Origin of the sequence: Sulfurovum sp. XGS-02 (assembly GCF_023213175.1) — a bacterium.
Lineage (GTDB): Bacteria > Campylobacterota > Campylobacteria > Campylobacterales > Sulfurovaceae > Sulfurovum.
The window spans coordinates 368294-382640 of the sequence record NZ_CP093312.1 but is presented as its reverse complement, the minus strand read 5'-3'; the positions used below and the strand labels follow the sequence as shown (position 1 = coordinate 382640).

Sequence of the window (14347 nt, the reverse complement as noted above, 5' to 3'; positions counted from 1 at the left end):
AGATTTTTGTTAAGTTGTATTCAGGTTTGAATGTTTGGGTAAAGGAAGCTACAGGTCGTAGCTGACCGCACCCATCATTCAAAGATGGATGCAAATTGACGAAAAGATTAGTTAGTTTCTTGGTCTACGATCTTGTTCGCTGAAATCCACGGCATCATCGCACGAAGCTTGTTACCTGTTTGCGTAATGAGTTTATCTTTGTCATTATTACGCTCAGCATTCATACGAGGGTAACCCGCTTGACCTTCAAGGATAAAGTCTTTTGCAAATCTACCATCTTGGATCTCTGTTAAGATATCTTTCATCGCTTGTTTAGATTCAGCGTTGATGACTCTCTTACCAGATACATAGTCACCGTACTCAGCAGTATTAGAGATAGAGTATCTCATGTCTGCGATCCCACCTTCAAACATAAGATCAACGATAAGCTTAAGCTCATGAAGACATTCGAAATATGCAAGCTCTGGTGCATAACCTGCTTCAGTCAATGTTTCAAAACCAGCCTGTACAAGTGCTGCTGTACCACCACAAAGAACCGCCTGCTCACCGAAAAGGTCTGTTTCAGTTTCATCTTTAAACGTTGTTTCAATGATCGCCGTTCTACCACCACCGATCGCTGATGCATACGAAAGTGCCAACTCTTTAGTTGTACCGCTTGGGTTTTGTCCAACAGCGATAAGATCCGGGATACCACCACCTCTTACGAACTCAGAACGTACTGTGTGTCCCGGTGCTTTTGGAGCGATCATCGTAACGTTGATATCTGCTCTTGGGATGATTCTTCCGTAGTGAATGTTGAATCCGTGTCCAAATGCGATCGTAGCACCCTCTTTAAGGTTAGGCTCGATCTCATTTTCATAGATCTCAGCCTGGTTTTCATCCGGAAGAAGGATCATAACTACATCCGCTTTTGCTGTAGCATCTGCAACAGAAAGTACTTCAAAGTCTTTAGCCGCAGCTTTTCTCCAAGAAGAACCACCCTCTCTAGCACCAACAACAACATTTACACCTGAATCTCTAAGGTTTTCAGCATGTGCGTGTCCTTGTGAACCGAAACCGATCATTGCTACTGTTTTTGACTTGATGATGTTGATATCACAATCTTTGTCATAATATACATTTAAAGTTGACATTTATTATCCTTGATGTACGAAGTACGAAAATTTTCGCGATTATACCCAAATAATACTTATTATCGTAAATTTTATCTGCAATTGTCTTTTATGCTATAATAAATCTTCATATTGGAAAGGAGTGAATTTGATTGAATTTCTCAACGAAACTGTTTTATGGTGGCACTGGATCGTTTTTGGTATAGCGCTGCTTATTTGGGATATGACCATGGGGACATTTTTTATCCTTGGACTGGGTATTGCTGCCATTATAGTGGGGATACTGGACATGTTTATGGACACCTCTTTTACCATGGAACTCACCATCTGGATGATACTCTCCATACTTGTCATTGCGGTATGGTTCAAGTGGTTTAGAGAACAGCCTGTGACAGAGAGCGGGCAGTCAAACTACAGGCTCGATACTTTGGGTGTGGTCATGGAAGATATACAACCCCATAGCAGAGGGAAAGTCACTTTTGACACACCTGTCCTTGGCAATACCTCCTGGCATGCCATATCAAAAGTGGACCTGGTCAAAGGCACACGTGTAAAAATCGTACAGATCAATGGGCAGCTTATAGAAGTTGAACCTTTCACATCATAGAACGTGAAACAAACAAAGTACATCTTCACTACGTTATCACTGGGTTTTCTTCACCAGAATGCTCACGCGACTTGTCGCTTATAAAAATACATTAAAGGAATAGTAAATGGAAGTATTAAATATCGTCATTATATTGGTCATCGCCCTCATTGTTACACTCTACAAAGGGATCAATATCGTACCTCAAGGTGAAGAGTGGGTGGTAGAGCGATTGGGGAAATTCAGCCGTACACTTACTCCAGGGCTCAACCTCATTATCCCTTATATTGAAACGATCCGGGAGCGTGTCTCTACCCGTGACCTCATTCTTGATATCCCTGAACAGGAAGTCATCACAAAAGACAATGCTGTGATACATACCAACGCGGTCACCTTTGCGCGTGTGACCAACCCCCGTGATGCGATCTACGGTATCGAGGATTTCCGTACGGCAATACAGCAGCTAGTCATGACCACACTGCGTTCGATCCTTGGTGAAATGGATCTGGATGAGGCACTCTCCAACCGTGAACACATCAAAGCCAAACTGAAAGACTCGATCATAGATGATGTAGCAGACTGGGGTGTGACAGTGAAGTCTGTCGAGATACAAGATATCAATCCAAGTGAGTCGATGCAAGACTCGATGGAGAGGCAAGCAGCTGCAGAGAGAGAAAGACGTGCCATTGAAACCACTGCAGAGGGTAACAAAAATGCTGCTATTTTAGAAGCAGACGGTAAACTTGAAGCAGCGAAAAGAGAAGCACAGGCGCAGATCGCTCTGGCCAATGCTTCAGGCGAAGCAATCAACATCATCACACAGAACATCAAAGATAATGAACTCCCGGCCATGTTCCTCCTTGGTGACCGTTACATCAGTACACTTGAAGAGATGAGCAAGAGTCCAAACTCTAAATTCGTTGTCTATCCTGCCGACCTCCAGGAAGCGATAAAAGGAATGTTAGGGAATGTCTTCAAGAAATAACCGATGCTCCTGAAAGCATAACACTCTAAAAAAGGCTCTTTAGCGCATTGGATTTATCCTAAATCCGGGCACCCTACACTGTTAACTGGGTCTCATCCCAGTATAATGATATAGAGCCACTGTTGCTTACTATCTCTTCCCCCCTCCGTCACAAAGACAATGAACACAAGTGCTTCGGTCTGTCGGCTATTTTATATTCTTCCTTTATAACTACCTATAATTGATGCATTTATACGTTTTTCTCTACGTCAAGATCCTTCTTAGCATAAAATGATTATTTTTTATACAATAAAGTGGATACTATTAAGACAAAACTTGATTATACTTTTCATAAGCAAAACATATAACCGATATAAATGTTATACACTGCTGGACAATGGAGCGATGATGAACCATATCATCAAGAGGTGACTAGGTTATAGAGTGATCATTTTGCCTATAACACTATTATGAATTAAAGAAAGGAATAAAAATGTCAAAACTACAAATCAAATCATGGAGTGAAACATGTCTTATTTAGCACCTACAGAATTTGTGAAAAAAATGGTTGATTCTGGAGAATCAAAAGTATATATGTCTACGAAAGATACACTGATCCGTGCTTACATGGCGGGAGCAATTTTAGCACTAGCGGCTGTATTTGCAATTACTGTTGCGATGAAAACAGGTTCAGGTCTTGTCGGTGCAGCATTCTTCCCTGTCGGGTTTATTATGCTCTATCTAATGAGCTTTGATCTATTGACAGGTGTATTTGTATTGGTGCCACTGGCGTGGATCGATAAACGACCGGGAGTAACTGTAGGTCAAATACTCAGAAACTGGGGTCTGGTAGGACTTGGTAACCTTGCAGGTGCCTTAACGGTTGCTGTGATGAGTGCATTCATCTTTACCTACGGTTTTGATACAGATGGTGGTGCAATTGCGCAAAAAGTGGCAGGTATAGGTGAAGCAAGAACATTAGGTTATCAGGCACACGGTGTTGGTGGTTGGTTTACTGTATTCATCCGTGGAATGCTTTGTAACTGGATGGTAGCAATGGGTGTTGTGGGTGCAATGATCTCTACATCAGTAAGTGGTAAAGCAATCGCTATGTGGATGCCGATCATGCTCTTCTTCTTCATGGGCTTTGAACACTCGATCGTTAACATGTTCCTTTTCCCATTCTCTTTGATCATGGGTGGTGACTTTACAGTAGTAGATTACCTTCTTTGGAATGAGGTTCCGGTTGCACTTGGTAACTTGACAGGGGGTCTTCTCTTTACGGGTCTGACACTTTATGCAACACACGTAAAAACAGGAGCAAAACGTGAATTGAACAATGCTTCATTCAAATCAAAGGACGCTTCAGCTGCATAAGCTGAAGTGTAAAAACGCGATCAAAAAGGATAGATACATATGAAAAAAATAGAAATGACTGAAACGATCGTCCTGGCAAGAAAAAGTGCCAAGATGAGCTGGGAAACGTTGGCTGAAAAAGTTGGGCTCTCAGCAACTTTCCTCACTTCAGCCTGTTTAGGAATGAACAGCTTAAAAAAAGAGCCTGCAGAAAAACTGTGTGAAGTACTTGGTTTAGATGAAGAGGTTGCGATCACTTTACAGGAATATCCTAACAAAACCTGGGATTTTACGATACCTCAAGATCCTCTTGTCTATCGTCTCTATGAAGTGGTAGGTGTGTATGGTGAAACGATCAAAGAGATCGTGGGTGAAAAGTTCGGAGATGGTATTATGAGTGCCATTGATTTCTCTTTAGATATAGACAAAGAAGCGAATCCATTGGGTGACAGGGTTGTGATCACCATGAATGGTAAATTCCTGCCTTATAAATCATGGTAGTGTAGTGATCAAAGATTAATGCCGACAGGTCTTAATCTTTCGCTACACTAAGAGATACGATCGAAAAGTTTTGAATTAAGAGCGTTTTCTCACTCAAAAGCTTTTAATTAAATACTTTTAAAGCCCTATCTCTCAGGGTATAGATCTAGACACTGTAAGGTTACGAAACACCATGGAAAAACAATTAAAAATCTCTATAGGAGAATACTCCGATAAAGGACGAAAAGAGGTCAATCAGGATTTTCATGATATCTGTGTACCCCAAGAACCCCAGTTGACCAACAAAGGCATAGCGATTGCTCTGGCTGATGGGATCAGTAGCAGTGAAGTCAGTCAAACAGCGAGTCAAACAGCAGTCACCTCGTTTTTAATGGATTATTTCAGCACACCTGAATCCTGGTCCGTGAAAAAGTCTGCCCAACGTGTGATCACTGCGACGAACTCCTGGCTCTATGCGCAAACTAGACAAAGCCAATACTGCTATGATGCCAATAAAGGCTATGTCTGTACCTTCAGTGCAATGGTGATCAGATCAAACACAGCCCATATTTTCCATGTAGGTGATGCACGTATCTATCGATTGAGAAATGACAAGATGGAGCAGTTGACTGAAGACCACCGTATGTGGATCACACAAGAAAAAAGTTATCTTGGCCGTGCCCTGGGTGTGGATTCGGATCTGAAGATCGATTATGAAACCTTACCCGTGGAAGTCGATGATATTTTTTTATTTATGACAGACGGTGTCTATGAATATGTCAGTTCTGCTCTTATGATCAGTATCATAGAGGCATATAACGGTGACCTGAATGCGGCGGCAAAACGCATTATCGAGACAGCCTATGAAAAGGAGAGTGATGACAATCTGACCATTCAGCTTGTCAAAGTAGAGACACTGCCCGATAAAGATGCCAATGAGATCCAGAAACAACTGAGTGAAAAACCCCTGCCCCCACTGCTTGAAGCACGTATGATGTTCGACGGGTACAAGATCATCCGTGAACTGAGTGCCAGCCATAGAAGTCATGTCTACCTGGCTGTGGATACGGAGACAGATACTTCAGTAGTACTCAAAACGCCTTCCATTGATCTCAGTGGAGACAAAGCGTATCTCGAACGGTTTTTACTTGAAGAGTGGATCGCCATACGTATGAACAATGCCCATCTGGTAAAGTCCTATCTGCAGACGCGTCAACGCAATTATATTTACAATGTGACAGAATTTATTGATGGGCAGACCCTGACACAGTGGATGATCGATAACCCAAACCCCACCATAGAGACCGTCCGTGAAATTGCAGAACAGATCGCCAGAGGGCTGCTTGCCCTTCACCGCCAAGAGATGATACATCAGGATCTAAGGCCTGATAATATCATGATCGACTCTACAGGGACGGTCAAGATCATCGATTTTGGTTCCACCAGGATACAAGGGATCGTAGAAAGCAATGCCTATATGGAGCAGGAGAATATACTGGGAACGGCACAATACTCTGCACCGGAATATTTTCTTGGAGAGGTCGGTACAGAAAGGTCTGATCTTTTTTCATTGGCAGTGATCATCTATCAGATGCTCTCCGGCGCACTTCCTTATGGTACACAGGTAGCTAAATCCACAACCAAAAAGGCGCAAAAAAAACTGAAATACAAGCACTTAAATCCCAGTACGCATGAAGTTCCCATGTGGATCAATGAAACACTGAAAAAAGCATTGGAACCCAATCCATACAAACGCTACGGAGAATTGTCTGAATTTTTATTTGACCTGCGACATCCCAATAAAGCATTTTTAAATAAATCCAGGCCACCTCTGTTAGAACGTAATCCCGTACTTTTCTGGAAGATGGTCTCTTTAGTGCTATCGATCATCATTGTGGTATTGTTAAGTCAATGAGATAAAAATGGTTATTTTTTATACAGTGAATTGAAAAATGTTGTTTAAATTAAGACTATACTAATCATATGAAAACTATGAAGGAATCTTGTCCTCCTTTTTGTTTATACTTCTGGTTTTCTAGTAACTTTTTAATTTAAAGTGTATCATTCATCATTGTCTGTATACTTCCTTTAATCTTGTCCAAAGTCCAAAAAGTTACTTTTCTCAAAATCTTATAAGATGTGCGATATATAGCATATTTTATAAGGGAAATATCAACAAGCTACTTTGCAAAGTGCTGATAGTCTTTCACGCCGGACCAATCACCGCCCCACTGCCAACCCTGTTTTTTAAATATTTCAACCGCTTTATCGTGTTTGAGTAAAACTGCTCTATCGGCATAGGTAGCGTTTTGATGTACCCTTTTTCTATAGGGTGCCGATGCTTTATGGGAGATATACCCTTTTCTTGAAATATAAGGATTCTCAATGGGGTTGATATCTATGGCTTTTCCGTAAGAGTGTTTGGACCATGCTTTGCTCCCGGTTGCGGTCCGGCAGTTAAAGGCTGACGTATTATCTGACTCTATGGAGTCCCAGTCAGAGCCTTTATAGTCACTCACCAGGCGCATTTTCCTGATAGGATACCCTATCTTGTAGAGTGACTCAAATATCTCTGACACCTCAACAGAAACCTCTTTATGCACGATGATCTCACCCATCTGCTCCTCACCATGAAAGTCGATATGTTTGATGCGTATATAACGCAGATCTTTCAAGGGTACGGGACAGCCTTTTTTCCAGGAGTTTCCCTTTAGCATTCTTGCTTTGATCTGAGGCGTGATCTCCGAAATATGAGATTCAAACCCGGCGAAAACCGCTACTGATGCTGCTATGAACGTATACAATATTTTTACCATATTTTATTATATCGTATTGCATGATTTACCTTCGGTTTGTATCTGTATGGTATATTAATAATAAAAATAACTATTGCAAGGATAGCATACAATGGAACAATTTAAAACCTATGCCCTGATGATCGGGCTTACCCTTCTGTTTATATGGTTTGGGGGAATGATCGGTGGGAGAGCCGGAATGATCATCGCTTTCTTGATCGCAGGAGGAATGAATTTCTATGCGTACTACTACAGTGACAAGCAGATACTACATCACTATCATGCTATACCTGTAGACAGGTCAAATGCTGCGGGGCTCTATGAGATCGTAGAAAGGTTAACAAGACGTACAGGCCTCCCTATGCCTACGATCTACATCATTCCCGATCAGCAACCTAATGCGTTTGCTACTGGAAGGAATTATGAGCATGCCGCTGTTGCGGTCACTGAAGGACTTTTAAATCTATTGGATGAGAACGAAGTGGAAGCGGTTATCGCACATGAACTCAGTCATATCAAACACTACGATATGCTTATAGGAACTGTAGCTGCAACTATATCAGGAGCGATCGCAATGTTGGCGAACTTTGGAATGTTCTTTGGCGGAGACCGTGACAGGCCTACAAACCCTATCGTAATGATCGCATTGATGATCATCATGCCGCTTGCTGCCACAGTCATACAGATGGCTGTAAGCCGTAACCGTGAATTCATGGCCGATGAAGGGGCAGCCATGATGACTGGACATCCAGAATGGCTGCAGACAGGTCTGGCAAAACTGGAAAATTACGCCAGAGGTATCAGTATGCATGATGCAGATCCTCAAACAGCACATATGTTCATCATCAATCCTTTTACAGGTAAGAACATGAGTTTAAGCGGACTTTTTAGAACGCACCCGACCACACAAGATAGAATTGACAGACTTGAAGCGTTAAAGTAATATAATTACTCTTAGTTAACATAAACGCAACTGTTTACTGTACAAACCAATGAAGAGAGTTTCTGACCATGTCCCCATTTGCCATACAACTTATCAACGGATGTCTTATTTCAGATATCGAACAAGAAGACCAGAACAGTTTTCAGGCACTCCAGCAACTGGGTGCCGTAGAAGAGGTGGATGGTCTTTGGAAACTGAAGTCTATCTATCGTGTGGGAAGGCTCTATATAGGTAACGACGGTAAAGGGTATGTGGAAGCAGAGTTCAAGGAACAAAGAGACCTGCTCATAGAACCTGATGACCTTTGGGGTGCAAAGCATGGAGATACGGTCGTTGCCAAGCGTATCATCGCCAGACGCGGACGTGCCAGCGGTAAAGTACAGCTTATTATAGAAAAAGCCCATCTCTTTACGATCGCCTATACACACAGAGATGAATCAGACAATTTCCTTATACTTGACATCCGTACAGGATTACCTACCCATGCTGTCATGGAAGGGATGGACCTCAAAGCGTTCAAACTGGGAACAGTACTGAAAATAGATGTCGATACAGATAAGGTGCTTGATGTGGTGGGAACCCTGGATGACCCTATGGTCGATGAGAAGATCTCACTGGCTCTTTATGAACGTGAAGATGAATTCCCGCCGGAGTGTGTCACAGATGCACTCAAGGTTGAAGTAGAAGTCACCAAAGAGGAACATCCTGACCGTGTGGATCTTACCCATCTTGATTTCTGTACGATCGACCCAGTAACGGCAAAAGATTTTGATGATGCCATCTATTTTGATATGGAAACCTATACCCTCTATGTTGCCATTGCTGATGTCAGCCACTATGTGCCTTTCTTTACCTACATCGACAAAGAGGCAAAAAAAAGAGGTTTCACTACCTATCTGCCGCACAAATCTTTTCCTATGCTCCCTCGTGAACTCAGTGAGAATATCTGTTCACTCAAACCAAAGGTCGACAGACTTGCCTTTGTATCGAAGATCACACTGGACAGGACCACACTCAAACCGTTAGAAGAAGAGTTCTTTGAAGCGATCATCCACTCAAAACACCGTTTTAATTATGACAATATCGATGATATATTGGAAAATGGAACAGAGGGTGTTACAGATACGGTAGCCCAAATATTAACCTGGCTGCTTCCTTTACAGAAGATCACTGTCAGGTTGCGTAACGAACGGCTCAAACACGGCTTTGATTTTAGATCCGAAGAGACAAAACTCACCATCGATGCAGCGCATTTATTGGTCAGTACAGAGATAGAAACAGGCACGCCGTCACACTCTCTCATAGAAGAGTGTATGCTTTTAGCCAACCAGGCTGCTGCAAAACGCTTTACCGGAGAGGGTGACAGTATCTTCCGTATCCATGAACCGCCGCAACTTGTCAAGATGGAAGCGTTACTGACGGAACTTGCCGCCATCGGTCTCTATGTAGAAGAGTATGAAGATGCCCCTTCTCTTATACGTGCCATACAGAAAGAAGCCGCAAAAATGAACCTCGCCTCGGAAGTGGATGCGATGGTTATCAAATCGTTACGGCGTGCAAGCTACGCAGCGCAAAATGTAGGACACTTTGGACTGGGCTTTAGCCACTACAGCCACTTTACCTCACCCATACGTAGATATGCCGACCTCATCCTCCACCGTCTTATCAAAACACAGCTTCGTGATGAACCCGAAGAGGCAGGGTATCTATTAAGGAACATTGAACCCCTCTGTGCAAGAGTCAGTGAACTTGAAAGGGATGCGACCAAAGCAGAATGGGACTTCAGGGACCGTAAATTTGCACGCTGGGCAGCCACACGCTTAGGTGAGGTCTTCGAAGCGGAAGTCGTTGAAGTAGAAGAGAGTGCCAAAGCAGTGCTCTTAGGCGAGATAAAAGGGGTCACAGTGCATCTCAGGGGTGACAATGTGATGCTTTTTGATAAAATAAAAGTCAAGATCAATGAAGTCAATATCCCGCAAGCCATCATCATGGTCGAATTTGTTGAAAAATTGAGTAAAGACGCTATGGAGTTAGCCTGATGTACCAAAGAGAATTTGACCAGAAACTCAAGCAGGCTTTTCCCAAAGCCGTCTTGTTCTATGGTGAAAACGACTACCTCGTAGAGCATTATATCGATACCTATATCCAAAAGACCAATGCAAAAGAGAGTATGCTTACGCTCTACCACGACGAATGGGACTTTGAACAGGCTAAGAATTTTCTCTCCCAAACCTCCCTGTTTGGCGGTACGAATCTAGTCGTGGTCAAACACGAGAAAAAGATACCCAAAAAAGAACTCGATATCCTCATAGAACTTGCCAATAAAAGTGATGATAACTACTTCCTTTACGCCTATGCCGGTGCCCCCAAAGATGCAAAGAGTATGCAGGCAGCCTTCAGTGAGAAAAAAGGCGGGGTATGGGTACGGTTTTTCGAACCGAACATACGTGAAGGTATCGCGATGCTGCAGCAAAAAGCACAGCAGATACATCTTGACATAGACCACTATGCTCTGCAGCATCTTATGCTCCTGCTCAATAACAACCTGGCACTCTGCGCCAATGAGCTGGAGAAACTTGCCATTCTAGGTATGAAAGTGACAAGTAAAGACATCGACAGACTTGTCTACTCAACCGCGCCTCTGGCAACAGAACAGCTGCTCATAGACCTTTTTAACAAAAAGCCTATCACTGCAACCATTACCAAACTTCTGGATCTGGGAGAAGATGAAGCATCACTACTTCGCTCCACACAATATTTTGTCAACCAGATCTTCCTCTTTCATGCCTATATCAAACTCCATGGCCATGTAGATTCAGCCGCGATACTGGGATACAAACTCCCCAAACAGATAGAAGAGCAAAAAGCACAGTTGGCCTTACGTGTAAAATCAGCTGCCCTGCTTAAGATATTTGAACATTTACTGGAGAGTGAGATACTCATCAAAAAAGCACCTGCTACGCAAAGAGATGTATTGGTCTACAGTATGCTGATCAAGCTGCAGGGATATCTGTAAAACATAATTTTTATTTTAAAAAAGTGTCATAGGTTCAATAGATAATAGTTGTCGAAGATTTTTGATAATTTGTACTTAGCTTTGGAAGTTTGGGTAAGAGAGCTTACGTAGGTAAGTGACCGCACCCATCTTCCAAAGATGAGTGCAAAATATCGAAAAGATCGACAACTATGAGAAGAGTTCTCTCATGACTCCGCCAAACCACTCTCTCGTGGCTTTTGCCGTACCTTTGGATCTGAATTTACCGCCACCGTCTTTTGGCTTAGGTACATGTCCTTTCCCTTTAAGTTTACCGCTTGGATCTGCAGAGAACGTATGTGTCACCATGATCGCCTCTTCCGGTTTACTTCCCACCATGGAGTAACATACATTTGCCGCTTTAGCCGGAAGACCTGCTTTAGGATCATTTTCTTTGGCATTCAATTGATCAGTGATCTGTCCTGCAGCCCTATGTGCTGCCCAGATCGCTGTTTGTCCACTTGGCGGGATTGCATGCGTCACCGCATCCCCGATGACGTAAATATTTGAATCTGTCTTAGATCTGAAGCTGTACCCATCCATCATGGCATACCCTGCGCCATCCACTTCAATACCGGCCATAGCAACAACAGGTGAACACTTGTTGATAGGTATCAAGTTACACACTTCATACTTCTCTGTCTTTAATGCACCTTCAGTGTCCGCTTCATCTTGAAACACTTTATATGCAATAGTTTTTTTCTCAGTATCGATATCCACGATCTCGGTCAAGCCGTTATACTCAATGATATCAGGGAAGAGATCTTTCCATGATTCTTGAAATGCTGCTCCTTTAGCAAATTTACCGTTTCTTGTATCCAAGACGATCACTTTTCCTTCGATACCTTCATTCTTTACATAGTTCGCTACCATAGCTGTTCTCTCATAAGGTGCCGGAGGACATCTGTATTTTCCTGCTGCCGGCGGTATGATGATCACGTTACCGTCATCCATATTTTCAAGTTGCCGTTTGAGTGCGATGTGTTCATTCCCTGGCATCAAGGCAGCAGGACAAGCTTGTGATACTTCTGCGATTTTTTCTGCTGACCATGTGGGGAATTGTTTTTCATAATCATAAGCGATACCAGGAGAAAGGACAAGAATATCATAAGCGATATCTCCGGCCGTGGTGGTCACCGTCTTAGCTTTTCTGTCGATAGCCGTGACTGTCGCATGTACAAAATCATAATCATACTTTCCGGCCGGCTGAAAATAGTCACCTACAAAAGTGTCCAAACTGACACCATCAAGGCCGCCAAGCAGTGTGTTGGAAAACGGACAAGCCATGAAGATATTGTTTTTCTCGATCACTGTTACTTCAATGCTTTTATCTTTTTTTCTTAGTGCTTTAGCTATGGTCAAACCACCAAAACCACCACCTACAACTACAACTGATTTGCCACTTGTCTTTTTTGGGGCTGATTTTTTCTCACTTGCTGTCGCAATACTCGGCATTGCAGCAGCCGCTGCAGCAACACCGACAAGTTTAAATGTATCTCTCCTATTCATTGCCATAATGTCTCCTCCTAAAATGGTAAATTGTTAATCACTTTACATAATATAAAGTGATTCTATTATGACAAAAGTTTTCTTTGAATCAACTATTTTGAAGATAGTAATGAATATTTTTGAAGGTAGAACAAGAAGATACATTCAGATTTGGGTCGCATACCTATAAGATTTGATGTGGTGTATCATCATATCTTATAAGTTGCTTTTATAGGCGAATGATATCGGCAGAGAAGTTTTTAAGTGTCTGTACTTTTGCCTCTTCTTTAATCAGTTTTTTCGCTTTTCTTCTGTTCCCATAGAACTTTTTAAACTCATCTTTAAAGGCATCAAAGTAATCCTGGAACTTTACCGGACCCAATACGGCAACCGCCCAGATATTATCTTCTGTATCCACTTCCAAAATAATAGAGGCCAAACCTTGCATAGCCGGTCCGCCTACGACTTTTCCACCCTGTTTAGGTTCAAATCTAGACAGATGAGACATACATACAAATGAGCCGCCCTTGTAAGCTTTTGTCGTACCTTTTTCATCTATATAATGGAACATACTCATCTCAGGCTGTGGATGTGTCAACTGATGGGGACAGATAGCAGAATAGGCAACGATCGTACCCTTGGCACCTGCGCCTCCTCTATAGATATATTTCGTACCGTCTTCTGCTGTGAGTTCAATATCTTTTTCTGCGGGTGAAGTAAGATTGACCATGATAGCCGGTGTACCCACATATGGATAATTGAATACATAATTCTCCTCAACCGCTAACGCAGAAGCTTTGACAGGATTTCCTTCAGCGTCTTTGAGCTGTACTTTTTCAAAAGATTGAAACAGACTTCCATCTTCGGCATAAAGTCTTTGAGTGATCAATGATGGAGCAATGGCCACTGCCATAGCTGACGTAGCCGATAACCGTAAAAAATTTCTTCTTTCCATATAATGCATACCCCTATAATAAATTAACTTTATCATATCATACAAAAAAACTTATTAATTTTAAGTTTAGCACTGCAAAAAGAGGTAGATCTATCTCTAATGTACAGCTAAGAAATAATATAGTAGAATATCGCTTCCAAAATTCTTGCTCATTTTTGGACAGCTATACGTACATTGACATGTTTGTTTACAGCTGTATACATGGGCTATTAAACCAAAAGGAAACAATATGACTTGTTATGAAACACTGTTTGTAATTAAACCTACACTTACAGAAGAAGAGATTGCAGCACAAATTGCAAAAGTAAAAGATGTTCTTGCTAAAGAAGGTGCCGAGCTAGTTGCTACAAATGACATGGGTATGAGAAAACTTGCATACCAGGTAGAAAAACATAACAGAGGGTACTACACTGTTCTTTTCTATAAAGCAGAAGGTGCAACGATTCAAGAGCTTGAGAGAAACCTTAAGATCAATGAAGATATCATTAAGTTTTTAACTGTGAAATACACTAAAAACAAAGAGATCGCACAGTTTGACAAACTTGTAGCAGAAGCAAACAAAGGTACGACAGAGACAAAAGCACCTGAAGCAGAAGCAACAGAAGCATAATCAACCATAGATTAGGAGCCACCT

13 protein-coding genes are annotated in these 14347 nt (G+C 42.1%); 9 read left to right on the top strand and 4 right to left on the bottom strand.

The features are described from left to right. Positions 1 to 107: 107 nt before the first annotated feature. Entirely contained in the window at positions 108 to 1133 is a 1026-nt protein-coding gene (gene ilvC / locus MN086_RS01945; protein ID WP_248576381.1) for a ketol-acid reductoisomerase, read from the bottom strand. A gap of 127 nt (positions 1134 to 1260) precedes the next feature. Here ilvC and MN086_RS01940 point away from each other — a divergent pair, with 127 nt between their 5' ends. From MN086_RS01940 to MN086_RS01920, 5 genes are all read left to right on the top strand, one after another. Then, positions 1261 to 1719, top strand: coding sequence for an NfeD family protein (locus MN086_RS01940; RefSeq protein ID WP_248576380.1), 459 nt, complete (start codon positions 1261 to 1263; stop codon positions 1717 to 1719). Between the two features lie 106 nt (positions 1720 to 1825). Then, entirely contained in the window at positions 1826 to 2683 is an 858-nt protein-coding gene (locus MN086_RS01935; protein ID WP_248576379.1) for an SPFH domain-containing protein, read from the top strand. A 507-nt stretch (positions 2684 to 3190) separates the two neighbouring features. Then, positions 3191 to 4039 (top strand): formate/nitrite transporter family protein, encoded by an 849-nt coding sequence (locus MN086_RS01930; RefSeq protein ID WP_248576378.1) that lies wholly within the window; start codon positions 3191 to 3193, stop codon positions 4037 to 4039. Positions 4040 to 4078: 39 nt separating this feature from the next. Next, the gene (gene cynS, locus MN086_RS01925) at positions 4079 to 4519 is read left to right on the top strand and encodes a cyanase (protein ID WP_248576377.1); all 441 of its coding nucleotides are present in this window, start codon (positions 4079 to 4081) and stop codon (positions 4517 to 4519) included. Positions 4520 to 4691: 172 nt separating this feature from the next. After that, positions 4692 to 6413 carry a bifunctional protein-serine/threonine kinase/phosphatase gene (locus MN086_RS01920; RefSeq protein ID WP_248576376.1) on the top strand — a complete coding sequence of 574 codons (1722 nt, stop codon included), beginning with the start codon at positions 4692 to 4694 and terminating at the stop codon, positions 6411 to 6413. Positions 6414 to 6678: 265 nt separating this feature from the next. Here MN086_RS01920 and MN086_RS01915 read toward each other — a convergent pair whose 3' ends face one another. Continuing rightward, the gene (locus tag MN086_RS01915) at positions 6679 to 7314 is read right to left on the bottom strand and encodes a M15 family metallopeptidase (RefSeq protein ID WP_248576375.1); all 636 of its coding nucleotides are present in this window, start codon (positions 7312 to 7314) and stop codon (positions 6679 to 6681) included. 91 nt (positions 7315 to 7405) lie between these two features. Between MN086_RS01915 and htpX the strand changes: the two genes are divergently transcribed. The 3 genes from htpX to holA all read left to right on the top strand — a co-directional run bounded on the left by htpX (position 7406) and on the right by holA (position 11252). Next, on the top strand, positions 7406 to 8236 hold the full coding sequence (gene htpX / locus MN086_RS01910) for a zinc metalloprotease HtpX (RefSeq protein WP_248576374.1): 831 nt from the start codon (positions 7406 to 7408) through the stop codon (positions 8234 to 8236). Between the two features lie 68 nt (positions 8237 to 8304). Beyond that, positions 8305 to 10275 carry a ribonuclease R family protein gene (locus MN086_RS01905; protein WP_248576373.1) on the top strand — a complete coding sequence of 657 codons (1971 nt, stop codon included), beginning with the start codon at positions 8305 to 8307 and terminating at the stop codon, positions 10273 to 10275. Next, complete coding sequence (gene holA, locus MN086_RS01900) at positions 10275 to 11252, top strand: DNA polymerase III subunit delta (RefSeq protein ID WP_248576372.1); 978 nt, start codon at positions 10275 to 10277, stop codon at positions 11250 to 11252. The genes MN086_RS01905 and holA overlap by 1 nt, the downstream gene beginning before the upstream one ends. Before the next feature lie 168 nt (positions 11253 to 11420). On the opposite strand, the gene MN086_RS01895 is transcribed toward holA, so the two are convergent. Both MN086_RS01895 and MN086_RS01890 read right to left on the bottom strand, forming a co-directional pair. After that, positions 11421 to 12785, bottom strand: coding sequence for an FAD/NAD(P)-binding oxidoreductase (locus tag MN086_RS01895; protein ID WP_248576371.1), 1365 nt, complete (start codon positions 12783 to 12785; stop codon positions 11421 to 11423). 202 nt (positions 12786 to 12987) lie between these two features. Then, entirely contained in the window at positions 12988 to 13713 is a 726-nt protein-coding gene (locus MN086_RS01890) for a Rieske 2Fe-2S domain-containing protein (RefSeq protein ID WP_248576370.1), read from the bottom strand. A gap of 229 nt (positions 13714 to 13942) precedes the next feature. On the opposite strand from MN086_RS01890, the gene rpsF reads away from it, so the two are divergent. Next, positions 13943 to 14323, top strand: a complete 381-nt coding sequence (gene rpsF / locus MN086_RS01885) for a 30S ribosomal protein S6 (protein ID WP_248576369.1) — start codon at positions 13943 to 13945, stop codon at positions 14321 to 14323. Positions 14324 to 14347: the final 24 nt, after the last annotated feature.

What these genes read in the sequence shown, in the direction of transcription:
- ilvC (WP_248576381.1), bottom strand. Translation starts at nt 1,133, where the DNA reads ATGTCAACTTTAAATGTATATTATGACAAAGATTGTGATATCAACATC.
- MN086_RS01935 (WP_248576379.1), top strand. Translation starts at nt 1,826, where the DNA reads ATGGAAGTATTAAATATCGTCATTATATTGGTCATCGCCCTCATTGTT.
- MN086_RS01930 (WP_248576378.1), top strand. Translation starts at nt 3,191, where the DNA reads ATGTCTTATTTAGCACCTACAGAATTTGTGAAAAAAATGGTTGATTCT.
- cynS (WP_248576377.1), top strand. Translation starts at nt 4,079, where the DNA reads ATGAAAAAAATAGAAATGACTGAAACGATCGTCCTGGCAAGAAAAAGT.
- MN086_RS01920 (WP_248576376.1), top strand. Translation starts at nt 4,692, where the DNA reads ATGGAAAAACAATTAAAAATCTCTATAGGAGAATACTCCGATAAAGGA.
- MN086_RS01915 (WP_248576375.1), bottom strand. Translation starts at nt 7,314, where the DNA reads ATGGTAAAAATATTGTATACGTTCATAGCAGCATCAGTAGCGGTTTTC.
- htpX (WP_248576374.1), top strand. Translation starts at nt 7,406, where the DNA reads ATGGAACAATTTAAAACCTATGCCCTGATGATCGGGCTTACCCTTCTG.
- MN086_RS01905 (WP_248576373.1), top strand. Translation starts at nt 8,305, where the DNA reads ATGTCCCCATTTGCCATACAACTTATCAACGGATGTCTTATTTCAGAT.
- holA (WP_248576372.1), top strand. Translation starts at nt 10,275, where the DNA reads ATGTACCAAAGAGAATTTGACCAGAAACTCAAGCAGGCTTTTCCCAAA.
- MN086_RS01895 (WP_248576371.1), bottom strand. Translation starts at nt 12,785, where the DNA reads ATGGCAATGAATAGGAGAGATACATTTAAACTTGTCGGTGTTGCTGCA.
- MN086_RS01890 (WP_248576370.1), bottom strand. Translation starts at nt 13,713, where the DNA reads ATGGAAAGAAGAAATTTTTTACGGTTATCGGCTACGTCAGCTATGGCA.
- rpsF (WP_248576369.1), top strand. Translation starts at nt 13,943, where the DNA reads ATGACTTGTTATGAAACACTGTTTGTAATTAAACCTACACTTACAGAA.